Consider the following 22,504-nt stretch of genomic DNA (forward strand, 5'->3'; position numbering starts at 1 on the left):
TCCACACGCCCAGCACGAAACAGCGTGCGTCGCTCGCGCCAGTGTCTGCGCGCGGGAGCCGCTAGTGCGTCCGGTCGTCTGGGTAGGGCCAGTCTTCGAACCCACCGGCTATGCCGACGAAGTTCGAGGAATGGTGGCCGCCCTCGAGGCGGATCGAGTTCCGGTCAGCCTGCGCAGTAGCACGAGCGACGCACGGGGATTTCGCGAGACCCTGAGCGCCGACCACTTGGCCGCACTGACGCGGTGTGTCGAGCGTCCGGTGCCAGGGCCGTTCATTCAGGTCCAACACGCGACGATCGACAGCTTCGCGCCCTCCCACGAGGAGTCGGTGTACTCGGTCGGGCGCTCGATGTTCGAGACCGACGGACTTCCCGGGCACTGGGTCGCCGGCGCGAATGCCCTGGACGAGCTGTGGGTGACCGGTGACTTCAACGCGCAGACCTTTCGTGACGCCGGCGTCCGCGTGCCCATGCACGTCATTCCCGGTGGAATAGACAGTCAGCTCTTTCACCCGGACGGCGCACCGTACGCGGTCCCCGGCGTTCGCGGGACCGTGTTCCTGAGTGTCTTCGAGTGGCGCTTGCGCAAAGGGTGGGACGTGCTGCTGCGCGCATGGGCAGAGGCGTTCTCTCCCGATGACGATGTCACTCTGGTCATTCGCGCCTATCCCATCGGCAACGTGGACGGTCGACGAAACGCCGACATTCTGAACGAGCGTATCGACCACTTCCTCGCCGAAGCGTGTGGCCGGCGTCGTTCCGACGTCGCGCGGATCGTGCTGATCGGCGAGCGGGTGCCAGCACGCGATCTGCCCGCCCTGTATCGCATGGCCGACGGCTTCGTGCTGCCCACGCGCGGGGAAGGGTGGGGTCGCCCCTTTATGGAATCGATGGCGTGCGGCGTACCCGTAATCGCGACGAATTGGAGCGCGCATCTCGCCTTTCTGAACGCCGACAACGGCTACCTCATCGACGTCGACGGCCTCGTGCCCGCCGACGCCACCGAAGTGTCGGTCTACGCGGGACAGCGCTGGGCAGACCCCAGCGCCTCGCACCTGAGCGCACTCTTTCGCCGCGTCCATGCCGACCGCGCCGAAGCACGCGCCCTCGGCGCTCGCGCGCGACAGGACATGGTCACCGAATGGCCGTGGTCTCGGGTCGGTGCGGCGATTGGTGCGCGCCTGAAGGACATCGGTCGGACAGTGGATGCCATGAGCGCACCGGCGGGTCGTGCAACAGCAACCGAGGCCTCGACGGCCGGTGTGATCGTCGAGGGTGGCAGCGGCAACACACGGCGCCGTCATTCCAACGCCAGCGAATGGCTCTTCGCACTCCAGCAGCGCGGCAACGTGCCGTACGCTTGGCGCACCGACGAGCAGGGCGTTCGACCGTCCTGGTCATCTCCCGCAATCGAAGCCTGGCGGCATCTTCGCCGTACGCTGCCTGCGGTGGCCGTCCATGTCACCATCCTCGACGAGACCGCGCTCGTCACCCGTCCGTGCACGCCATCGCAAGGGACGTGGGTCATCGATACGGGCAGCGTTGTGACCGACCGTGTGCCACCCTGTCTGGTCACGTCACTGCGCGATCGCGCCGATATCGTCGTCGTGCCTCACGACATGGCGCGTGCCGCCGTGCTCGCGATCGGTGTCGATCCGGCGCGCATCGTCGTGCTCCCGGCGGCAGTTGACGCCAGCCAGTTCACGCCGACGGGTGCGAAGTACGGCAGACCGGCGACCGCCGCCACCCGCTTTCTCGTGATCGGTGGAGACCGGCCGCACCGCGCACTCGCACGCGTGGTCAGTACCTATGATCGCGCATTCACCGCCAGCGACGATGTGCTGCTGCATCTCGTGCTGCCATCTCGCCGCGAGGGAGACCTGAGTGCCTGGAGCGCGCGGCTCATGTCCGACGTATCGGCCGGCCGGCGACATCCGAATCTCCCTGCGCTCTGGGTCGACAGTTCGCCCATTGCGTACGATGAGATGCCGTCGCTCTATCGTTCGAGCGACGTGCTGTTGCATGTGGGCACGGCAACTGGTCGCGGCCGCACGCTCCGTGAGGCGATGGCATGCGGGGTTCCGGTGATCGCCACCGACGATGATCTGTCCCGACAGATCGTCGGTACGGACGCCGGCTGGCGTGTGCCTCCGTTCGCCGACACGTCGGCCGCTGCGGGCGCGTGGCATTCGACGCTCATCAACGCCATGCAGATGGCGACGGACGTTTCGGAGCGCGGTAAGCGGGCCCGGGCGGCCCACGCACGATCGCAGACCTTCATCACAGTCGGCGCTAGCCGGAGGGCGATGGCCGAGGCGTTGACGCATTGGGGCACGCTCACTCCGCGCGCGCTTCGCGCGGACACGCCGTCAGCGACGACGAGTCGCTTCGCGCTACAATCCCCGCGCAGCCTCGTGATTCTGGCGCACGCCGACTGGCACAACGGCACGTCACCTGCCATCGCGCGCGCCTTCGCCGGCGCCTGCTCGACCGATGATGACGTCACGCTCGCGATCTGTCTCGACCCGGCGCAAGGTGTGAGCGCCGAGGACGCGACAGACCGCCTTCGTGCGGCGATGCAACTGGCCGGCGGCAGCGACGCCCAGTGGCCGGACATGCTGCTCATCGAGGATCCGCTCGACAGCGACACCCTGCATCGCTTGCGCGCATCGGCCGACATCGTCGTCGCCGTGCGTGATCCCGCTGCGGCGGCGGCAGCTCGCGCGGCAGGGTGTGCGGTGATCGACTCGCTGCTCCCGTCTGCGTGGCACGCCGCGATCGCGCACCAGTATCCTCGAGAACTTTCTTCCAGACTGTCTGCATGAGTGCCCATGAGTAGTCCAATTCGCCGCAAGGTTGCCGTGTGCGCGTTGTTCCGGAACAGCGCCGCGTACATCGATTACTTTCGCGCCGTCATGACGGCGCAGGCACGCGATCACATCGAGCTAGCGTTCTCACTCGTCGAGGGAGATTCCACCGACGACTCGCACGCGCGCCTTCAGGCGTGGGCCGCGGCGGACAGCCGTGTCACACTCTCGAAGGTCGACGTCGAACCCGTGGCCGACTTCGCCGATCGCGTCAGGAAGTGGGCGATGCTCGGCAATGTGGCCGTCGAGCAGGCGCTTGCCACCGACTGCACCCATGTGCTCTGGTGCGAAAGCGACCTCGTGCTCCCATTCGATCTGCTCGACCAGCTGCTGGCCGAACCAGCGGATATCGTCGCCCCCGCCATCTTCCTCGGCACACTGTTCTACGACACGTGGGGATTCCGCGGACTCGACGGCGCGCGCTTCAACAATGAAGCGCCCTACCATCGCGAGTTTCGCCATCATGCCCGTGTGCCGCTGAGCAGCGTCGGCAGCTGCGTCCTGTTCCGGCGCGAGCTGTTCGACCAGGGTGTTCGCTTTCGCGGCAGCTATGACGACGGACTGCTGGTTGGTGTCTGCCGAGATGCCGCCGCACTCGGCTTCCAGACCTACATGGACAGTCGTATTGCCATCGTGCACCCCACGTCGCTATGGAAGCGCCAGCAGTACACGCTGGGTGCGGTCGACGTCCAGTGCTTCCGCCCAGAGAACAACGACCTGCTGGCGCGCGCAGCGCAGCGGGTCGTCTCGGACGTTCGCATCACCATCGGCAGCGTAGACATGAGCGGCGACCATCCCGTGTTCGCGCCGGTGCATGACATCATGCGCGCGCATCTCGCGGATACGCCGTTTGCCGTCCGCCTTCGTCTCGCCTCAGAGCGCGACAAACAGTACGCGCTGATCCTCTCTGATATCCCCGCTCCCCGGGTCTTGCCATGACTGCCATCCGCTATCCGGTCACCGAGCCACATCTCGATGACAACGACCGCTCGCACCTGCTCGACGCGTTCGATTCGGGCTGGATCAGCTCGCAGGGACCGTATCTCCAGAAGTTCGAGCGCAACTTTGCCGAGTTCGCCGGAACGACGCATGCGTTAGCCACCTGCAACGGAACGACCGCCCTCCACCTCGCGCTGATGGCGCTCGACCTGAAGCCGGGGCAAGAGGTCATCGTGCCGACGTTCACATACATCGCATCGGCGAATGCGGTGCACTACTGTGGCGCCGTGCCGGTCTTCGTCGACTGTTCGGCCGATACCTGGAACATGGATCCGGCAGCCGTCGAAGCCGCCATCACGGAGCGCACGGTGGGCATCATGCCCGTGCATCTCTACGGCATGCCCTGCGACATGGACGCCATCGCGCAGATCGCGCAGCGGCACAGGCTGTGGATCGTAGAAGACGCTGCGGAAGCGCATGGCGCCACCGTGAACGGTCGACGCGTCGGCAGCCTCAGCACGATCGCCAGCTTCAGCCTGTTCGGCAACAAGATTATGACGACGGGAGAGGGCGGTGTCGTGACCACCAACGATCCGGAACTCGCACGGCGTATGGAGCTGCTGCGCGGGCAGGGCATGGACCCATCGCGGCGCTATTGGTTTCCGATCGTCGGCTACAACTACCGCATGACGAACCTCGCGGCCGCACTCGGCGTGTCTCAGCTCTCCAAAGCTGAGCGCTTGATTGCCGCGCACCAGCAAGTGCACGCCTGGTATCGCGAAGCACTTGGAGACGTGCCCGGGATTGCCTGGCAGGGCGAGCGACCGGACACGACGAGCGTGCAGTGGCTCACCAGCATTCGGCTCAGGGCTGCCGAGCATCGGCCGGCGCTGCGCGACGAACTCATGGCTCGCTTGCGAGCCGACGGGATCGATACGCGCCCGTTCTTCTATCCGATGCACAGTATGCCGCCCTACGAGTCGTCTCGCCCGTTTCCGGTCGCGGACGCCATTGCGTCGTCAGGCATCAACGTTCCGTCGTCGCCTCGACTCACCCGCGAGGACGTGTTCGCGATCGCCGCTCGCATTCGACACCATGTCGAAGAGATCGAGCTGGGAGACGTGTTCGGTGGCGTGTCGGTGTCGGTGCCCGATGCGACCGGTGTTCCGGACACCGAACGCGCTATCTCGTCGGCGGCCGCGTGAGCAACACCGGCGTGGGTACGATCAAGGTCGCCATTCTCGGCGCCGGTGGATTCGCCCGCGAAGTGTGGTGGGCACTCCTCGACGCGCAGGCTCACCAGAGTGCGCTGCGCTTTGAGCCCGTCATGTTCGTGGACCGCGAACCGCGAGCGACGCTGTTGAAGGGACTTCCGGTGGGAACCCTCGCTGACGTCTCCGGCGACACGTTTCTGGTGTGTGGCATCGGCGGCATGACCGACATCAAGGATCGCGTGGTGTCGGCTGCACGCGCCGAGGGCTATCGGTTTGCACCGGCGATCATCGCCGCGGGGGCGCGCGTTGGACCCGACGTCGAGATCGGCGAGGGCACGATCGTCTGTGCGGGCACCATTGCCACCACCGATATCGTGATCGGCGCGCATGTGGCGGTCAATCTGGATTGCACCATCGGGCATGATGCCGTCATCGGCGACTTCGTCACGGTATCCCCGGGCTGCCATATCTCCGGCGGCGTGCATCTGGGCAGCCACGCGTACATCGGCACCGGTGCATCCATCCTCGAGCACGTGCGCATCGGCAATCACGCCATTCTTGGAGCGGGTGCCGTGGCCACGAAAGACATCGGCGAGTATGCACTGGCGGTCGGCGTGCCGGCCGTCGTGAAGAAGATCCGCCACGCGGCCTGAGCGCCACCTCTTACCTCTCTGCGATCGATATGACCAGTCCTGTCCTCTCCCCTGTGGTTTCCTCCATTGCACAGCGCAATCTTGACGCCATTCGCGACGTCATCGGGTCGCCATCGCTGAACAGCGCGACGGCCGATACGCTCGAGCAGCTCGCGCCGGACGATGTCAACAAGCCGCGCTTGATCGAGTGGCTTCGCGAGGGGGCCGCACAACAGGAGCGTCGATTCGAAATCCGGTCTGCCCTGCGGGCGATCGCGCACGCGACCCAGCCGCGCAGCTATCTCGAGATCGGCACGCGTCGCGGATGGAGTCTGGCACAGGTGCTGGCGGAGTCGCCCGATGTGCACGCGTACTCCTTTGATTGGTGGACGCAGAACTACGGCGGCGTGGACAATCCCGGTCCGGGATTCGTACGCGACGAAATGCGGCGCGTAGCGCCCGAACATCGCGGCGCCCTGCACTTCCTCTCCGGGAACAGTCATGACACGCTCCCCGTCTTCTTTCAGGAAGTACAGCTGGGCGCGGTGGAGCTGGATGAAGACGCGCTGTTACGCACCGGCGAAGCAGCCCCCCGTATGTTCGATCTGATCACGGTGGACGGAGATCACACCGCACTTGGCACGTGGTGGGATCTTGCCGACGTGCTGCCCCACATGGCCGTGGGCGGTGCACTGGTGTTCGACGATCTGCTCGATTCGTCGGACGAATTGCTGGGCGATTCGCCGAGCAGCCGGTACGCGCACATTCGTTCACATCCCGACGATCTTCGTCCCTCGCTCCTTTGGCTTTGGGAGCACTTGAAGTCGGTACTGGACGGCTGGGAGTTCATCGAATCGTTCGACTCGATCGTCCCGATCGGCATTGCGGTGCGCATGCGTTAGCGCACCGGCGCCAGCGCGCCCGCGCATGCTACGCGAGCGAGACGCTCGCCATCAGCGCGCGCGCTGATGCCGTCCAGGAAAACTGCTTCGATGTCTCCACACCGGCGTGATTCACCGCCAGCTCACCGCGCTGGCGTTCGCCGTGAACGTCCCGGAGATGTTGCACCAATTGTTCGTGCTGCGGGTCGCCCCACGCAGCCCAGCGGCCATAGTGCTCGCCCGGCACCGACTCCTCGAGCGCGTCGATCGCGACCAGCTTCGCATTGTCCGCGGTGAGAAAAGCCGTGTGCGCCGTACATGCCGACGCGATGACGCGCTTGCCCATGGCGAGCATCTCGAGGGCCTCGAGGTTCCAGCCTTCCGCGCGCGCCGGAAAAACGGCGCAATCGGCGATCGCCATCGCGGCGGCGAGATCCTTCTGATGCGGCAGCGGCTTCGTTACCAGCGTGATTCGCGAGGCCATGGGCGATCGCTTGAACGGTGCTAGAAGCTCGTCGAGTCGCGCCGCGTCGACGAACGCGTTGTGGCAGATGAGCACCAGTTGCACGGCGTCTTTCGGCGAGAAGGCTGCTTCGAACGCGCGGAGCAACTCGCGCTGCCCCTTCCGGGATTCGAGCTTCCCCACGCTCATGAAGACCGTATCGCGACCGCGCTTGCTGGCGGGGGGTACATGCTCGTGGAACACCGTGCGATCGACACCAAGCGGAACGATGTCGATTGGCGTACGCCAAATGCCGTTCTCCAGCAGCACGGCACGCGCCCACTCGCACGTCACGATGAGGCGATCCTGCCGTTCCAGATGGTGTCGCTCTGACGCATCGAAGCTGTCGAGCTCGAAAATGGGGAACCCGATGCGCGGCCCGCGGCCGACATGCAGCGCCAGGTCGAACTGTTGCGAAAGACGCACGCTCGGCGCCGTGTCGTCGAACTCCCCCTGGCGAGCCAATGCCGCACCAAGCTGATCGTTCTTCACGATGCTTCGGTCGACGTTCCCCAGCGGGAAATACGCGACCGGCACACCGAGCTGCGTGAACTCGCGCAGCAGGTGCGCACCGACCACACCATATCCGGTCCTGCAGTACGGCGCGATGAAAGAGAATCGGTCGGATGAAGGCGGCGCCGCACTCGTCGGGACCGGCGTACGGACAACGGCCGGCGTACGCTCCTCCATCACGAGTGCGCTCACGGGCTGCTCGGTCGCCGTGCCGGCGATGGCGATAACCGGCGTCCCCGCATCCCAGTCGGCCGTAGCGAACAGTGACGGTTCACCATCCGCATCGCGCATTTCGTGTATACCGAAACCCGTCGACCGAAGCAGTGCGTACGCCTCGGCATGGGAGGCCTCGGAGGCGTTTGCCGACGGAGAGAGGCAGATCGCAACGACCCGCCCGAGCACGATCAGGGCGTTGAGGCTCTGCAGCACCGGCGCCAGCGAGATCGCGTCGGCATGCACGAATACTCGCCCTTCAAAACCGATGCGATCGGCCACGAGCGTAACCAGCCGATCATTGGAGAAATCGGCGTGCACAAATGCGTCGAGCCAGCCGCCGACCTCGCGCGCTGCGCTCTGCAGCAGCGGAAGGGTTCCCGTTTCGTCATCGAAGACGAAGACGCTGGGCAGGCCTGTCGGTGCCGTGACGGCCGACAAGGAGACAAAGCCGAAGCCTGGTGCGACATCGACGAGCGCATCGCCCGCTTCCAGCTGCGCATCGAGGAACAGACGAAGCTCAGCGACGACGCCGGTAGACTGCTCCTCCTCCACCGTTTCACGCCATGCCGCGTGTAATGGCTGTGCGGGGATGTGAAATCGGGGGGCGCCGTCCTCGCGGCGCTGGGCGCTCTCGAGCGCGGGCACGTTCGGCGTCGATGAAGACGTGGACGGCACGACCGTTACGACAGCCGCAGCCCGTCTTCCGCCACCGGATACGCGGACAGATCCATCGGCTCTCGCAACGAATACTGCTCGTCACGGTTGACGATCTGCTGCGCGAGGCCTTTGCTGATGTTGAACACGATCGGTGCACGGAAATTTCCGGTGACCGGCTCACTCGACGTCATCGGCAACGCGACCATCACCAGCGCCAGCGCATCGGTCGGCTCGACGATCTGCAGCGCGTCGCGCTCCGAGTCACCGAGGTCGATGCCGTAGTCGGTATGCCCGACAAAGGGATCGGCCAGCACGAACGTCGTCTGCGGCTCGTCGACCGAGAGCAACCACCAGAGTCCCTGACGCGCCGCGGGGAGCAGCGCGTAGGTGGTACGCTCCGGAAAACCCCACAACGCTTCCGTGAAATGCATCACAGCGTCTCCGCTCACTTCGATCGTGCCAACGGCCGGCGACGTGATCGTGTACGTCGTGGTGCTGCGATCCTGCTGGTCCATGACGGCGTGACTCATCAACGTCAGAGGTAATTGGCCAGGCTGAGTCCGAGGATACGCGAAGTCGCGCTCATCGCCGCCTGATATAGCGTCTGCTTGCCTACAAGTTCGACCATCGCCTTGTCGATTTCTGTATCGCGCAAGTCCGAGCGGAACGCCTTGAGGTTCAACTCCATGAGATCGAGGTTGACCGTAGCCATTTCCAACTCGTTGATGCGCGCACCCTGCGTACCGATCAGCGACTGCACGTTGCTATTTGCCGTCGTGATGCGGTCTGCTGCTGCCTGAATCGCCGTCGGATCGTTGTTGCCGAGCGCCGTAGAGAGCGCGCGAAGCGACTCGAGGGCATCGGTATCGAGGAAGACTTCCGTACCGTTGTGCGTCGGCGTGACGAACCGATTGTCACCGATCTCGAGCGTGATGTTTCCGCTCGGATTGACCGGATTCCCCGCCAGCGTCAACTGCGAGAAGCTGCCGGTCGCCGGCGCGGGCGTGGCGAATGGAGCTTCTCCGGCGCGATTGCCGCCGAACAGATATTCGTCGCCGATGCGCGTGTTGCCAAGGTTCGCCGCCAAGTTGATCAGCTGATCGACCTCGGCTTTGACGATGAGGCGTGACTGCGGATTGGCCGTCGCACTGGCCTGCCCGATGCCGAGCTCGATACCGCGCGTGAGCGCGTTCGTGAGCTGGTCCAGCACGTTCTCTTCGGCGGAGGCGCGGGCGTTGCCGCTGTCGACGTTCCGCTTGAACTGCGAAAGCGCGCGCATCGAACTGCCGATACGCACGAGCTCACCGCCGCTGGTGGGGTTGTCGGACATCTTCCGCAGGCGAATGCCAGAAGAGATGTCATCCCGAATGCGATCGAGCCCCTGCAGGTTGGCCTGCAGGCGCGATTGGCTGTTCCGGGTGATGATCGAGTTGGTGACGCGCATCTGACCTATGGATTCGGTGACCGTTACATCCCTGAAGGGTTGCAACACGGTGCCGGCACTCCTCTACAAGTATCGGACTGGTGAGCGGTTCCTTTAGCAACGCAGCCTGGAACGCTCTTTTCTTCGCGTTTTTCAGGCTATGCGGCTAATTTTGCCGGGTAGCTCGCTCGGGCGCCTTGCTGAGGCGCCCATCCGACGCCCACTTCGTCCCAGCGCTGCTCCGCCATGGCCACAATTCTGTACGTTGATGACGAGCCAAGCGTCGGGCTGATTCTCGAGGATTCGCTCGCCCAATCCGGCCATACGCCGATCGGCGCCCGAAGCGTGCCGGAAGCGCTCCAGATCCTGGAGCGGGGTGGCATCGACCTGATCATCTCCGACTATAGAATGCCGGGGCTGACGGGGCTGGAGTTCATCCAGCTGCTCACGCGGGAGGGGTACGACATCCCCCTGATCATGCTCACGGGCCACGCCAGCATCGAGCACGCCGTCGCCAGCATCAAGGCGGGGGCGATCGACTATATCACCAAGCCCGTCCGTCCTCAGCAGCTCGAGCTGGCGGTGGATCAAGCGCTCGAGTTCGTGCGCCTGCGGCGCGAGAACGAGACGCTCCGCAAGGAAGTGATGCAGTTCCGGAACGAACGGCAGATCATCGGCGACTCGCCGGCGATCCGCCGGATCCTGCAAACGGTGTCGATGGCCGCACCCACCCGCGCTACGGTGCTGCTGCAGGGCGAGTCGGGCACGGGTAAGGAACTCTTCGCCCGAGCCATTCACGACCAGAGCGAGCGCCGCGACAAGCCGTTCATCAAGCTCAACTGCGCCGCGCTCCCTGAGGGACTGGTCGAGTCGGCCCTGTTCGGCCACGAAAAGGGCGCCTTTACCGGCGCCATCAAACGGGTCGAGGGTGCGTTCGAGCGGGCCAATCGCGGCACGCTGTTGCTGGACGAAATCTCGGAGATGCGCCTCGATCTGCAGGCCAAGCTGCTCCGCGTGCTCCAGGAACAGGAGTTCGAGCGGGTCGGCGGCACGTCGCCCATCAAGGTGGATGTGCGCATCGTGGCCACCACCAATCGCGATCTGGCCTCCGAGGCCGACCACGGGACGTTCCGGCAGGACTTGTACTATAGACTGTCCACGATCCCCGTGCTGATCCCACCGCTGCGCGATCGGCCCGAGGATATCGCGGTCCTGGCGCTTCGCTTCGCAATGCGCACGGCGGCCGAGCTTGGCAAGAAGATCGACGGCATCTCGCCCGACGCCCTCGAATCGATGCAGCAGTACCCGTGGCCTGGCAACATCCGCGAATTACAGCATGTGATCGAGCGCGCCGTGATTCTCACGCCGGACCCGATGATCCACGCGCACTGCCTGGAAGGGACGCGGTTCGGCCTGGCCCACTCACTCGGCTCGCCGTCAATTCGCACACGCTCGATCCCCACGCCCGGTACGGTTCCGGCGGTAACGACCGGTACCACCCCCGCCGCCGGGATGGCCATTGGCGGTGCGACCAACGGCAACATCGCCTTGGCGTCGCTGAATGTGGCCGATGCCGAACGAGTGCTTATTCAGCATGCGCTGGCAGCTGCCGATAATAACCGTACGAAGGCAGCCGAACTGCTGGGCATCAGCGTGCGCACTCTCCGCAACAAGCTCAACGGTCCCGGCAAGGACGCCGACGGCGACGAGGAGTAGTCATTCGCGTGGTCGCCGGCAACTCCGACCGGGTGACGGTGGTCGGCAAGTTTGGTCCTCGGTCTACCCGGCAACAATTGCCCCGATGGCGTGATTGACCGCACCCGGCTTGCTTGGAAACACTCGGGACTCCGTACTTGAACTCACGACTCAAGACTAACGGCAGCAATGAGTTAGCACGCGACAATAGATGAGTGCCCGATGGCCGGTCCTTTGTGGCCCGGCCATTGCTTTTTACCGGTGTGGATACGCTCGCCCTTTCACACCGGGACTACGCAGATGCTCTTCGGACTCATCGATCGCACTACCTCCGCCACGTCGCTCAAAGGCGCACTCGACAAGAGTGTGGAGCGGTCTCGTGGCATCGCGGATCGCGTCTCCAAGGCAACCGTGGGCAACGGTGACGGCTTCGCGCTCGAAGCGAAGGCCGGCACCGCCCAGGCCAACCTGAATTCCGTCAACGTGGAAGACGAGATGACGGCGCTGGCGGATGAACAGATCCGCTTCCTCGCTACCACCCGCCTTCTCGAAAAGACCTACGCGAGCCTTCGCACCGCCATCAAGGGTGGAGGTAACGGCTGATGTCGATTGATCCGACGCGCCGCCCCGCCCTGCTCCCGATCCCGGGGCAGCAGACGATCCGCCCGATGTTTCGCTCCTTGGGCATCGCCGCCAGCGGACTCAGTGCCCAGCGCCAGCGCATGGAGACGATCGCCCAGAACATGGCGAACGCCGATGTCACCCGCGGCCCCGACGGTCAGCCATACAAGCGGAAAGACGTCGTGATGGAAGCGGCGACGTCGCAGAACGCGCTCTACAACTCCGAGAATTTCGCGTCGACCATGGGCACGGCCGCCGCCAGCAACAGTGTGTTCGGCAGTAACGCCTTCGAAGTGGCGACCAGCGACTCCCGCAAAGCGATCGAAGTGCCCGTGCTGCCGACGACCGGCGGCGTGAATGGCACGATCGGCGGTGAGTTCGGCGTCCGCGTGGCGGGCTTGGCGGAAGATCAGGGTGAAGGCCGTCTCGTGTACGAGCCCGGCCACCCCGACGCCAACGACGCCGGCTATGTGCGCTACCCCGACATCGATACGACGCAGGAAATGGTCAAGCTGATGGATGCGAAACGCATCTTCGAAGCGAACGCCGCCGTCTTTCAGACCGCCAAGTCCATGCTGCGCGCGTCGATCGACATCTGATGAACTAACCGCACTTCCGCTGCGGGCTCGGGGATCGGCGTGACTCTTCCTCCTCCTCCTCTCCGAACCACACGGTCCCCGACCCGCAGCACTCCTGGCAGCACCGCCCGACTCGCTTCACTCGCTGCACTCGTTTCACTCGCATCAACCGAACACCAGAGATTCACATGAGCGTCAACGGCATCAACAACACCCCGCTGCTTCCCAACCTCGGCGCGAACCGCGCCGAGACGGCACGCACGCAGAACGGCGCGCAGAATGGCGCCGAGCGCGCGCAGCAGGCCACGACGAACGCTCGGGCATCTCAGAACGCCGCACTCAAGCCGCAGACGCCGATCGCTGGTCAGTCATCGGCGCAGAACACTGTACCGGCTGAAGCGCCGGCCGGAACCGACCCGACGTTGTGGAGCGTGTTGACGAACGACGAGCGCAACTTCTTCGCGAAGACCGCCGCGCTCGGCCCACTCACGTACAGCCGTATCAAGGCCGTCACGAACCCTGCGCCGCCGACGGCGCGCGGGATTCGCCTCGACGTCCGCGCCTGATTCCCGACTCCCACCGACTGATCATCATGCAGAATCGAATCGATCTTCTTACGCGGGCGATGCCCGAGTTCGGCGGACGCGACACCGGCCTCTCCAAGCAGGTGCCGGTCATCGGTGAAGGCGAGAACTCGTTCGGTAACACGCTCACCAAGGCCATCAACGAAGTGTCCGACGCGCGCGATCGCGCGGGCGACCTCACGCAGCGGTTCGCCGCCGGTGAGAACGTCGAGCTGCACCAGGTGATGGCAGCCAGTGAAGAAGCAGGTCTCGCGCTCGATATGATGATCGAGCTCCGGAACAAGGTCGTCGAGGCCTATCGGTCCGTCATCGCCATGCAGTCCTGAGTAAGCGACAGTCATGAACTCCCTGATGGAATCTCTCTTCGGACGCATGGGCAACGGACGGCAGATCGCGATCATCGCGGTCGGCGTCGTGGCCACGGCGCTCGTGTTCGGTGTGTCGCGCTGGGCGACGCAGCCGACGATGGTGCCGCTCTATGCGGACATCCCCGTCGAGAACGTGAAGGCGATGACCGACAAGCTCACCGAGACCGGCATCGTGTACGAACTCGATCGCACCGGTTCGACGATTATGGTGGCGAGCGCCGATCTGGCGCGCGCCCGCGTGAATCTGGCGGCGGAAGCGATGCCGACAGGCGGACGCCCGGGCCTCGAGCTGTTCGACAAGCCGTCGTGGGGCATGACGGACTTCACGCAGAAAGTGAACTATCGCCGCGCCCTTGAGGGAGAACTCGAGCGTACGATCGGCAAGCTGAAGAATGTCGAGATGGTGCAGGTGCACCTCGCGCTCGAAGATGCGCAGATGTTCAAGGCGAACGAGCGGCCGAGCAAGGCGTCGGTGACGCTCAAGATGGCCGGTGGCGAGACGCCGCGCGCCGAAACGGTGCACGGTATTGCGAGCATGGTGGCGAATAGTGTGGGCGGCCTCGACCCCGAGCACGTGACGATTGTCGACGAGCGCGGACAGGCCCTCACGCTCGAAGACGAAGGCTCGGTGGCCGGTCTCTCCAGCCGTCAGCTGTCGGTGCAGCGCGAAGTCGAGACGTACATGGAGCAGAAGGCCGACAAGCTGCTCAACAGCCTCGTCGGCGCCGGCAACGCCCGCGTACAGGTGGCCGCCTCGATCAACTTCGATAAAGTCGAGCGCACCGTGCAGGCCGTCGACCCCGAGCGCCAGGCACTCTCCACGGAACAGAAGGCGGAAGTGACGCCGAGCAATCCTTCGCAGGGCGCCGGCTACAGCACGACCGCGACGTCGTACGAAAACACCAAAAGCGTCGAGAGCTTCAGCGGCGCGATCGGCAATCTCAAGAAGCTGACCGTCGCAGTGCTCGTGGCGGACAAGGTGACGATGCCGGTGCTCGACACCACGCTAAAGACGGCGCAGGCGCCGATCATCACGGTGCGCACGCCCGAAGAAATCGCCCGCATCGAAACGCTCGTGCGCAATGCGCTCGGCGTCGACTCGACGCGCGGCGACATGATCTCGGTGGTCAGCGCACCGTTCGACATGCCGACCCCGATCGTGCAGCGCGACACGGTGCTCCCGCCGCAGGACATGGTGGCCAAGCTGCAGGCGAACCCGAAGCCGGTCGTCGCGATCGCCGCGCTCGTGGTATTACTGGTCATCGCGCTCGTGAGTGTGAGCGCGCTCAAGCCCAAGAAGTCGAAGGCCGTGGCCGGCGGAACACCGAACCTGCTGCCACCCAACGCCGGGTATCCGGAACTGCCCGCCAGCTCGCAGATGCAGTCGGCGATGCAGGGCATGAACGAGTACGAAGAGGAACTCGAGGAGCCCAAGCGCCCCGTGCGTCTTCCCCCGCCGCCCACCACGCCGGAACGTGAACAGGCTATGGCCACCGTGGACCAGCGTCCTGACGCTGCGGTTCGTGTCATGCGCGGCTGGCTTCGCTCGTGAGTTCTGCCATGATTGCTCTCCCTCGCGGTGGCGCAAACTCCGCCGACAAGTATTCCCCCGACCGCCTCACTGGTCGCCAGAAAGTGGCGATCGTGTGCATGGCGATCGGCACCGAGCATGCGGCCAAGGTCACGGCCGGCCTGCACCCCGAAGAGGCAGAGATCGTCGCGCTCGAGATGGCGCAGCTCGATCGCGTACCGCCTTCGGTCGTCGACATGGTGCTCGCCGAGTGGCTCGAGCTGACGCTCGGCGTGGATTCCATGAGCACCGGTGGTGTGGAGTTCGCCAAGGACGTGCTCGAAGCCGCATTCGGTGCGGCCAAGGCGCAGCAGATTCTCAAGCGTATTCAGGGGCAGCTCGCCGACAGCGATCGCTTTGGCCGGCTTCGTCGCGCCGACCCGCAGCAGCTCGGCAACACGCTGCGCGGTGAACACCCGCAGACGATCGCGCTCATTCTCGCCCACCTCGATCCAAGCCACGTCGCCGCCATTCTGCGCGAGCTCGATCCGGCGCTGGGCGGTGACGTAATGTTCCGCATCGCCAAGATGGAGAAGGTCTCGCCCGAGATGATCTCTCTAGTTGAGCGCGCGATCGGCAACGAAGCGGACCTCGCGTTTTCGCAAGGCATGTCCAGCGTTGGTGGTCCGGCAGCCGTGGCTGCAGTCCTCAACCTCGTCAGCACGTCGCTCGAGAAGGAAGTGCTCGACCTGGTGGCCGAGAAGGACGCGCACCTCAGCGATCAGATCAAGAACCTCATGTTCGTCTTCGAAGATCTCTCGTCGCTCGACGACAAGTCGCTACAGCGCCTGCTGCGCGAAGTGGACGTCAAGCAGCTCGCACTGGCCCTCAAGGCCGCGAGCCCCGAGCTCAAGACGAAGATCATGCAGACCATGTCGCAGCGCGCGGTCGCTGGCCTCAAGGAAGAGATGGAGTTCCTCGGCCCGGTCAAGATGCGCGATGTGGAAGCGGCTCAGACGGACATCGTATCGAAGGTACGCGCCCTCGAAGAGACCGGCGAGATCGTGCTGAGTGCCGGAACCGACGATGTCATCATCTGAGGACCGACCAATGCGAGCAACTGCCTGGTCTCTCGACGAGTTCGCCGTGGCCGACGGCTTCGGCGAATTCACCCCCGCGGAAACGCGGGTACCGGCCCAGTCGCCAGACGACCTGGAAGCGGACTTCCAGGCGCGCCTCGCGGTCGAGCGGTCGCGCTCCGAAGCGGCAGCGTACAGCCGCGGCCGTGCCGATGGCGAACGTGCCGCCCGCGCCGGCGTGGACGAAGAAATCGCGTCGGCGATGGCGTTGCTCTCCGAGGCGCTCGCCAATGTGCAGCTGCACGAAGCGCGCTGGGTCAGCAATGCCGAAGAGAACATCGCCGCGATCGCGGTGATGGTGGCACGGCATATCGTGCAGCGCGAAGTGAATGCCGATCCGTCTTTCGTTCGTGACGTAGTGCAGAGCGCGATGGCGCAGTATCCGCTCGACCAGGAGATCACCATCCGCATCAACCCGGAAGATCTCCATGCCTGCCGCGCGTCCATAGAGGAAGCCGGTCGGCGTGAGATCCGCTGGATCAGTGATGCGTCGATCCTTCGTGGCGGGTGTCTGATGGAAGGACGCGAGCGCATCATCGACGGCCGCGTGGACACGGCGCTCGAGCGCGCCTATCGCAGTCTCGGTGGAGTGCAGGCGTGATGTCGCCGACGCGCACCGCAGCGACGTTCGACGACGGATACACCAACATGCTCGACGCCATGCAGGACCGCCTCGCGCGCAGCGAGCGCTTCGGTTCGTACGGTCGTGTTACGCGCGTCGTCGGACTCGTGGTCGAAGCCACGGGCATCGATGTCGGACTCGGGTCACTATGCCGCATCACGAGCCACTCGCGCGAGCGGTCGGTGCTGGCCGAAGTGGTGGGATTCAACGAGCGAAGCGTGCTCCTCATGCCGCTCGGTGAACTCGACGGACTGCATGCCGGCGCCAGCGTTCAGCCGCTCGGTCGCACCTTCGGTGTTGATGTCGGCCCCGGACTGCTGGGTCGCGTGCTGAATGGCCTCGGTCATCCCATCGACGGCAAAGGCAAGCTCGATACCGTGGAGCGCGTGCCGCTCTCGGCCGAACCGCCCAATCCGCTCACGCGCGACACGATCGACCGTCCGCTCGAAACCGGTGTGCGCGCGATCGATGGACTGCTCACGATCGGCCGTGGTCAGCGCGTTGGAATCTTCGCCGGCTCCGGCGTGGGTAAGTCCACGATGCTCGGCATGATCGCGCGTAATGCGCAGGCCGATGTGAACGTGATCGCGCTGCTCGGTGAGCGCGGTCGTGAAGTCCGCGAGTTCATCGAGAACTCGCTGGGTGAAGAAGGACTTGCCCGTTCCGTCGTCATCGTGGCCACCGGCGATCAGGCTGCGCTCGTGCGCGCTCGCGGTGCGCTCGTGGCCACGGCGATCGCCGAGTACTTCCGCGATCAGGGCAAGCAAGTGCTGCTCATGGTGGACTCGGTCACGCGCGTGGCGATGGCTTGGCGTGAGATCGGTCTCGCCACCGGCGAGCCGCCCACCACGAAGGGCTATCCGCCCTCGGTCTTCGCCAACCTGCCGCGACTGCTCGAGCGCGCCGGCAACGCAACCACCGGTGGCATCACCGGCATCTACACCGTACTCGTCGACGGTGACGACTTCAACGAGCCGGTCGCCGACGCGTCACGCTCGATTCTCGACGGCCACATCGTGCTCACCCGTCGCCTCGCGGCACAGAATCACTTCCCGGCCATCGACGTGCTCGACTCGAAGAGCCGCGTGAAAGATGCGATCACGAATGAAGTGCAGCGGCGTGCCGGTAGCGCGATGCTGCGACTCGAGGCGGCGTATCGCGAGAAAGAAGACCTGATCATGGTCGGCGCGTATCAGAAGGGGAGCGATCCCTACGTGGACGCCGCGATCATCTATCGGCAGCGCGTGCTCGAGTTCCTGCAGCAGCGTCCCGACGAAATGACACCATATGGCGACACGTACAGCGCGCTCGCCCAGATCGCCGAGGCTATTGAGTCGTCGGTGCGGAGACGCCCGTGAGCTTCAAGTTCCGGTTGCAGCGCATCCTCGAATTGCGCGAGCAGCACGAGCAGGCAAAGGCGCGCGCATTGGCCGGTGCACGCGACAGTGCGGATGCGGCGCATCGCGCGAAGGACGAGATCGCGAACCTGCGCGATCACAGTAAGCAGCAGATCACGACCACCGCGAACAATGGCCCGCGTATCGGCCATCTCCATCAGCTCGGATTTGTGCTCGCATCGCTCGACGAACGGGTGCTTTTGGCCGCTGATGCGGCAAAGCTTGCCGATATAGACGTGCAAAAAGCGCAGGGAATGCTCGAAGAAGCGGCCCGCGACCGACGCGTGCTCGATCGCCTAAAGTCGCGCCACGCCGACACTTGGCGTGCTGAGAGCGCTCACAAGGACCGAGTCGCTATGGACGAGATCGCTCTGGCGCAGTTCTCGCGTAAAGCAGGGCTGAATGCGGCGGATGACGCCGCGAGCAGCAACACCCCCATTGATGGTTCGCATTCATGAAGCAGCTGATCATCCCGATCGTGATAGGACTCCTGGCCGGCCTCGGTGGCGGCACGGGGTACTCGTACATGAAGACCTCGGCGAAGTACACGGCCGACTCCACGCACATGGCAGATAGCCTCAAGGCCCATCCGCCGGCTGACTCGACCGACGCGGATTCGACGCATGGCGAAGCGGCAGCGCATGACAGCGTGCCTGCCGACAGCACCGCGCATGGTATGGACGCGCCGGGCGCACACGAAGCCGCCGCACCGATGACGCCGGCCGACAGCATTCGCTTGTTGGACGCGACACGCCGCGACCTGAAGGACGTGTCGGCAAAGCCGGCTCCGGGCAAAGCCGTCGATACGCACGCCGCGCCCGCGAAGGCGACCCCCGATGCGCACGCGACGCCGAGCCTGAAGTCGCAGACGCAGTCGGCGCCCGACGCGAAGTCCACCACCGCGTCTGCTGCCAACGTCGTCAAGGAAGCGCGTGATGCCGCGATGAGCACCGCGCTCCCCGAGCAGCGGCTGGCCAAGATCTTCTCGGCGATGGCCGCGAAGGACGCCGCCAAGGTCCTCGACCAGATGACCGACGGCGATGTCCGCACGATTCTCGGCATGATGAACGACCGCCAGGCGGCCGCCATCCTCACGTCGATGTCCGCATCTCGTGCCGCCGCCATCACGAAGGGTGGCAGCAAGGCCCCCGGAGGATCGCTATGAACGTGATGAAGGCCATTACCACCGCCACACCGCGTCCGGAACGGGCCGCCGATCGCGCGATCGAGCGGACCACGCGCCCCGAGAGCGACCGTAACGAGACGGACGCGACAGCCGAGACCGAGAAGAAGCGCAGCGTGTCGCGCGCCGAGTTCTCCGCCCTGCTCGCGCTCATCTCAGGCGCCGGCTCGCGCGTGCGCTCCGATCTGATTCAGCAGCTGCCGGCCGAGGGCGCGTCCCTCGTCGACAAACTGCTCGACGAAGCGGCTGCCGAGCAGACGACCGACGAATCGACCGCAGACACCCTCACCGGTGAAGGTGCTTTCCCCGGCGAGAAGGGACTGCGGACCGCCTTGCAGCATGGCTCTCACGATCGCGAGGCGCAGGAGGCGGCGCAGCAGGTCAGTGAAGCGCTGCGCTACGGCATTCTGAATACGTCGATCGACAACACGCCGACCGAGCCGTCGACGGACGATATCATCGATCTGCCCACGTACGCCAAGAATCGTGGCACGAACGGCCTGCTGGGCATTTCGCGCGCGGCGCAGCAGATCAGCGCGCAGCTTGGCGGCCAGGGAGAGATCGAAGGTGAACGCAACGCGCTGGCGGTGCTCTCGCGCATCGCGACCAAGCGCGGGTCGTCGCTCGAACAGTTGATGGCCATCGGCGATGTCCGTGGCGCCGACGCTCGCGCCGCGCTGGACGCGTTGCTGGCGAAGGCAGGCACGCCGGCCGGTACCGAAATCGCGGACAACGCGGCAGCCGCCGCTGCGGCATCGGCCAGCGCGTCCGCCTTGGCTGCGGCCACGGCGGCCTCCGCCGCCGATCCGACTACGCCGATCAAGGATCTCGACGCCGTCGCCCCGGAGCTCCGCTCGCGGGTGCAGCGTGTGATCGATCGCATGAAGGGTGAGTATGGCCACGACGTCTCGATCGTCGAGACGGCGCGCTCGCAGGAACGCCAGGACCATCTGTACGAGCAGGGACGCACGCGTCCGGGCGCCGTCGTGACGTGGACGCGCGATTCCGCGCACACGCGTGGTGACGCCGTCGATGTGATCGTGGACGGCTCGTGGGAAAACGCGCAGGGCTTCGCCCGATTGCAGCGCATCGCCAAGGAAGAAGGGCTTCGCACGCTCGGCATGAAGGACCCTGGACACCTCGAGCTCGCGAACCATGGCGAGCGCGCTCTGGCGAACGCGGCGCCGCAGGCGCTCGACAAGGTCACGGCGGCGTTTCAGCGGCAGTCATCGTCGGCCGCGCAGGCTGCATCGCAGGCCGCACCGGCTGGCGTAGCCCAGGTCGCGAGTGTGGCTGGCGTGGCGCAGGTGGCCCGCGTGGCCGACGCCAACGCCGCTCCCGCGGCGATGGGTGAAGGCGCGGCGGCGTACGTCGCGCAGGCCAATGCGAACAAGGGCGCCAACGGCGAACAGAATGGCAACGCGTTCGGACGCGGTGCGCGCGATGAGAACGGACATCCGATCAACGATGGCCGGAAGCTCGGTCACACCAAGCAGGACGCCGCGGGCGACACGTCGGGCTTTGGTGCGCTGCACGGCAACGGCAACGGTCAGAGCGGCATTCAGGCCACGGGTGCCGAGCGCGCCGCCTCGGTTGGTCAAGCAGCGGGCAGTGAGCAGGCACAGCGCGTGTCGGAGATCCAGGCCATGCGTGCGGATGCGCCAGCCGGTCCGCTATCGCGCATGACCCTCAATGTCGACAACGCGAACGGGACGCAGGATCGCATCACGGTCGATCTGCGCGGCAACGTGGTCGACACGTTCATCTCCACCGACGCATCGAGCGCCGAGCGGATGAAGCTGCGCACCGGTGAGCTGCAGGAGTCGCTGAGCCGTCATGGCCTCGACGCCGAAAGCGTGCGGATCAGCGGTGCCAGCAAGTCAGAGCAGAACGATTCGTCGCGAGCGATCAGCAGCGAGCGCGATGCGCTGCGTACGAACGGCGCGACGCAGACCACGTCGGGTGAGGGCGCACAGTCCCAGAGTCAGCGCGACCGGGCAACCGGCCGCGACTGGGATAAGCAGCAGGATGCTCGCCGCGAGCAGAAGGAGCAAGCGGCGCGTGAGCAGCAGCGCGAACAGGCGAATCAGCGCGGCTGGCAGAATCTCTTCAACGGGACCAAGTGATGATCACCGCTACGCGGAACGTCGCCAGCGCGTTTGATCCGAACACGATCAAGCCGAGCTACGCCACGACGGACACGACGACGGGAGCAAAGCCACCGGTTGGCGCGGCCGAGCCGTCGGTCAAAGTGAGTGGCCTGGCCAAGACGAGTGCGATGGGCCAGGACGAGTTCCTGAAGATGCTCGTCGCCCAGCTGAAGAATCAGGATCCTCTGAATCCGATGGACGGCAAGGACATGGCGGCGCAGCTCGCGCAGTTCTCGACCGTCGAGCAGCTGATCACGATGAACAAGTCGATGGAAGCGCAGGCGGCGTCCGCCGGGGCGACCGCCGAAGCGATCAAGGCGCTCGAGACGACGCAGAATGGGCGCGCCGACGAACTCGCGCAGCTCATCGAAGGACAGATGGCCATGGGCACCGTTGGCAAGATCGGCGTGACCACGGGCAATACCACCTTCCTCGACAAAGCCGGCAACGGCACCATCGTCGTGGACAGCGGCACCATGAAGGGCGGCGCGCGCGTCAGCTTGGTGAACGAGAAGGGCCAGACCGTCAGCACCATCAGTCTGGGTGAAGTGAAGGGCGGGCAGATGTCGTTTGAACTTGGCGACTACGCGCAAACACCGCCGCTCCCCGCCGGCAAGTACACGTACAAGTTCGAGGTCGCAACGGATGGCGGCCAGTGGCAAGCAGCGAAGACGTACACTGCCGGACGGATTACCGGCATGCGGTACGAAAGCGGCAACCCCATCCTGATCATCGGCGATTCGCTCAACGTGCCGATGTCGCAGCTCACCCAAGTGCGCGCCTGATCGCGACCTGACCCACGAGGATTTTTACA

Annotated in this window: 21 protein-coding genes; 18 read left to right on the plus strand and 3 right to left on the minus strand. The window is 65.1% G+C overall.

Annotated features, from left to right (window positions below; all coding sequences use genetic code 11):
- Positions 1-64: 64 nt before the first annotated feature.
- The 5 genes from HKW67_RS13460 to HKW67_RS13480 are packed head-to-tail and all read left to right on the plus strand — an operon-like array spanning position 65 to position 6,553.
- Complete coding sequence (locus HKW67_RS13460; protein WP_171225868.1) at positions 65-2,824, plus strand: glycosyltransferase; 2,760 nt, start codon at positions 65-67, stop codon at positions 2,822-2,824.
- Between the two features lie 6 nt (positions 2,825-2,830).
- The gene (locus HKW67_RS13465; protein ID WP_171225869.1) at positions 2,831-3,805 is read left to right on the plus strand and encodes a hypothetical protein; all 975 of its coding nucleotides are present in this window, start codon (positions 2,831-2,833) and stop codon (positions 3,803-3,805) included.
- Positions 3,802-5,010 carry a DegT/DnrJ/EryC1/StrS family aminotransferase gene (locus HKW67_RS13470; protein ID WP_171225870.1) on the plus strand — a complete coding sequence of 403 codons (1,209 nt, stop codon included), beginning with the start codon at positions 3,802-3,804 and terminating at the stop codon, positions 5,008-5,010. Before HKW67_RS13465 ends, HKW67_RS13470 begins: the two co-directional genes overlap by 4 nt.
- Positions 5,007-5,672, plus strand: a complete 666-nt coding sequence (locus HKW67_RS13475) for a NeuD/PglB/VioB family sugar acetyltransferase (RefSeq protein WP_171225871.1) — start codon at positions 5,007-5,009, stop codon at positions 5,670-5,672. Before HKW67_RS13470 ends, HKW67_RS13475 begins: the two co-directional genes overlap by 4 nt.
- Positions 5,673-5,701: 29 nt before the next feature.
- Positions 5,702-6,553, plus strand: coding sequence for a class I SAM-dependent methyltransferase (locus HKW67_RS13480; RefSeq protein ID WP_171225872.1), 852 nt, complete (start codon positions 5,702-5,704; stop codon positions 6,551-6,553).
- Between the two features lie 28 nt (positions 6,554-6,581).
- On the opposite strand, the gene HKW67_RS13485 is transcribed toward HKW67_RS13480, so the two are convergent.
- Genes HKW67_RS13485 through HKW67_RS13495 form a run of 3 tightly spaced genes read right to left on the minus strand, consistent with a single transcriptional unit; the run spans position 6,582 to position 9,864 of the window.
- Entirely contained in the window at positions 6,582-8,438 is a 1,857-nt protein-coding gene (locus tag HKW67_RS13485) for a glycosyltransferase (RefSeq protein WP_171225873.1), read from the minus strand.
- A 5-nt stretch (positions 8,439-8,443) separates the two neighbouring features.
- Positions 8,444-8,950: a flagellar assembly protein FliW gene (gene fliW, locus HKW67_RS13490; protein ID WP_171225874.1), complete on the minus strand. Its 507-nt coding sequence runs from the start codon at positions 8,948-8,950 to the stop codon at positions 8,444-8,446.
- A gap of 5 nt (positions 8,951-8,955) precedes the next feature.
- Positions 8,956-9,864 (minus strand): flagellin N-terminal helical domain-containing protein, encoded by a 909-nt coding sequence (locus HKW67_RS13495; protein ID WP_171225875.1) that lies wholly within the window; start codon positions 9,862-9,864, stop codon positions 8,956-8,958.
- A gap of 225 nt (positions 9,865-10,089) precedes the next feature.
- On the opposite strand from HKW67_RS13495, the gene HKW67_RS13500 reads away from it, so the two are divergent.
- The 13 genes from HKW67_RS13500 to HKW67_RS13560 all read left to right on the plus strand — a co-directional run bounded on the left by HKW67_RS13500 (position 10,090) and on the right by HKW67_RS13560 (position 22,475).
- A complete protein-coding gene (locus tag HKW67_RS13500; protein ID WP_171225876.1) occupies positions 10,090-11,559 on the plus strand; it encodes a sigma-54-dependent transcriptional regulator in 1,470 nt (489 codons plus the stop codon).
- Positions 11,560-11,838: 279 nt separating this feature from the next.
- Positions 11,839-12,141 (plus strand): hypothetical protein, encoded by a 303-nt coding sequence (locus HKW67_RS13505; RefSeq protein ID WP_171225877.1) that lies wholly within the window; start codon positions 11,839-11,841, stop codon positions 12,139-12,141.
- Entirely contained in the window at positions 12,141-12,758 is a 618-nt protein-coding gene (gene flgC, locus HKW67_RS13510) for a flagellar basal body rod protein FlgC (RefSeq protein ID WP_171225878.1), read from the plus strand. The genes HKW67_RS13505 and flgC overlap by 1 nt, the downstream gene beginning before the upstream one ends.
- A gap of 167 nt (positions 12,759-12,925) precedes the next feature.
- The gene (locus tag HKW67_RS13515; protein WP_171225879.1) at positions 12,926-13,303 is read left to right on the plus strand and encodes a hypothetical protein; all 378 of its coding nucleotides are present in this window, start codon (positions 12,926-12,928) and stop codon (positions 13,301-13,303) included.
- 26 nt (positions 13,304-13,329) lie between these two features.
- Positions 13,330-13,647, plus strand: a complete 318-nt coding sequence (fliE, locus tag HKW67_RS13520; protein WP_171225880.1) for a flagellar hook-basal body complex protein FliE — start codon at positions 13,330-13,332, stop codon at positions 13,645-13,647.
- A 13-nt stretch (positions 13,648-13,660) separates the two neighbouring features.
- Positions 13,661-15,241: a flagellar basal-body MS-ring/collar protein FliF gene (gene fliF / locus HKW67_RS13525; protein ID WP_171225881.1), complete on the plus strand. Its 1,581-nt coding sequence runs from the start codon at positions 13,661-13,663 to the stop codon at positions 15,239-15,241.
- Between the two features lie 8 nt (positions 15,242-15,249).
- A complete protein-coding gene (fliG, locus tag HKW67_RS13530; RefSeq protein ID WP_171225882.1) occupies positions 15,250-16,299 on the plus strand; it encodes a flagellar motor switch protein FliG in 1,050 nt (349 codons plus the stop codon).
- A 10-nt stretch (positions 16,300-16,309) separates the two neighbouring features.
- A complete protein-coding gene (locus HKW67_RS13535; protein ID WP_171225883.1) occupies positions 16,310-16,939 on the plus strand; it encodes a FliH/SctL family protein in 630 nt (209 codons plus the stop codon).
- A 47-nt stretch (positions 16,940-16,986) separates the two neighbouring features.
- Positions 16,987-18,318: a FliI/YscN family ATPase gene (locus HKW67_RS13540; RefSeq protein WP_171227671.1), complete on the plus strand. Its 1,332-nt coding sequence runs from the start codon at positions 16,987-16,989 to the stop codon at positions 18,316-18,318.
- A gap of 14 nt (positions 18,319-18,332) precedes the next feature.
- The gene (gene fliJ / locus HKW67_RS13545) at positions 18,333-18,815 is read left to right on the plus strand and encodes a flagellar export protein FliJ (RefSeq protein ID WP_171225884.1); all 483 of its coding nucleotides are present in this window, start codon (positions 18,333-18,335) and stop codon (positions 18,813-18,815) included.
- Positions 18,812-19,522, plus strand: coding sequence for a MotE family protein (locus HKW67_RS13550; RefSeq protein ID WP_171225885.1), 711 nt, complete (start codon positions 18,812-18,814; stop codon positions 19,520-19,522). Before fliJ ends, HKW67_RS13550 begins: the two co-directional genes overlap by 4 nt.
- Positions 19,519-21,666 (plus strand): M15 family metallopeptidase, encoded by a 2,148-nt coding sequence (locus HKW67_RS13555; RefSeq protein ID WP_171225886.1) that lies wholly within the window; start codon positions 19,519-19,521, stop codon positions 21,664-21,666. The genes HKW67_RS13550 and HKW67_RS13555 overlap by 4 nt, the downstream gene beginning before the upstream one ends.
- Complete coding sequence (locus HKW67_RS13560) at positions 21,666-22,475, plus strand: flagellar hook assembly protein FlgD (RefSeq protein ID WP_171225887.1); 810 nt, start codon at positions 21,666-21,668, stop codon at positions 22,473-22,475. Before HKW67_RS13555 ends, HKW67_RS13560 begins: the two co-directional genes overlap by 1 nt.
- Positions 22,476-22,504 lie beyond the last annotated feature (29 nt).

It is taken from the genome of Gemmatimonas groenlandica (genome assembly GCF_013004105.1).
Taxonomy (GTDB): Bacteria; Gemmatimonadota; Gemmatimonadetes; order Gemmatimonadales; family Gemmatimonadaceae; genus Gemmatimonas; species Gemmatimonas groenlandica.

Coding starts and splice junctions, on each gene's coding strand:
- HKW67_RS13465 (WP_171225869.1), top strand. CDS start 2,831: ATGAGTAGTCCAATTCGCCGCAAGGTTGCCGTGTGCGCGTTGTTCCGG.
- HKW67_RS13470 (WP_171225870.1), top strand. CDS start 3,802: ATGACTGCCATCCGCTATCCGGTCACCGAGCCACATCTCGATGACAAC.
- HKW67_RS13480 (WP_171225872.1), top strand. CDS start 5,702: ATGACCAGTCCTGTCCTCTCCCCTGTGGTTTCCTCCATTGCACAGCGC.
- fliW (WP_171225874.1), bottom strand. CDS start 8,950: ATGAGTCACGCCGTCATGGACCAGCAGGATCGCAGCACCACGACGTAC.
- HKW67_RS13495 (WP_171225875.1), bottom strand. CDS start 9,864: ATGCGCGTCACCAACTCGATCATCACCCGGAACAGCCAATCGCGCCTG.
- HKW67_RS13500 (WP_171225876.1), top strand. CDS start 10,090: ATGGCCACAATTCTGTACGTTGATGACGAGCCAAGCGTCGGGCTGATT.
- HKW67_RS13505 (WP_171225877.1), top strand. CDS start 11,839: ATGCTCTTCGGACTCATCGATCGCACTACCTCCGCCACGTCGCTCAAA.
- flgC (WP_171225878.1), top strand. CDS start 12,141: ATGTCGATTGATCCGACGCGCCGCCCCGCCCTGCTCCCGATCCCGGGG.
- HKW67_RS13515 (WP_171225879.1), top strand. CDS start 12,926: ATGAGCGTCAACGGCATCAACAACACCCCGCTGCTTCCCAACCTCGGC.
- fliE (WP_171225880.1), top strand. CDS start 13,330: ATGCAGAATCGAATCGATCTTCTTACGCGGGCGATGCCCGAGTTCGGC.
- fliF (WP_171225881.1), top strand. CDS start 13,661: ATGAACTCCCTGATGGAATCTCTCTTCGGACGCATGGGCAACGGACGG.
- fliG (WP_171225882.1), top strand. CDS start 15,250: ATGATTGCTCTCCCTCGCGGTGGCGCAAACTCCGCCGACAAGTATTCC.
- HKW67_RS13535 (WP_171225883.1), top strand. CDS start 16,310: ATGCGAGCAACTGCCTGGTCTCTCGACGAGTTCGCCGTGGCCGACGGC.
- HKW67_RS13540 (WP_171227671.1), top strand. CDS start 16,987: ATGCTCGACGCCATGCAGGACCGCCTCGCGCGCAGCGAGCGCTTCGGT.
- HKW67_RS13550 (WP_171225885.1), top strand. CDS start 18,812: ATGAAGCAGCTGATCATCCCGATCGTGATAGGACTCCTGGCCGGCCTC.
- HKW67_RS13555 (WP_171225886.1), top strand. CDS start 19,519: ATGAACGTGATGAAGGCCATTACCACCGCCACACCGCGTCCGGAACGG.
- HKW67_RS13560 (WP_171225887.1), top strand. CDS start 21,666: ATGATCACCGCTACGCGGAACGTCGCCAGCGCGTTTGATCCGAACACG.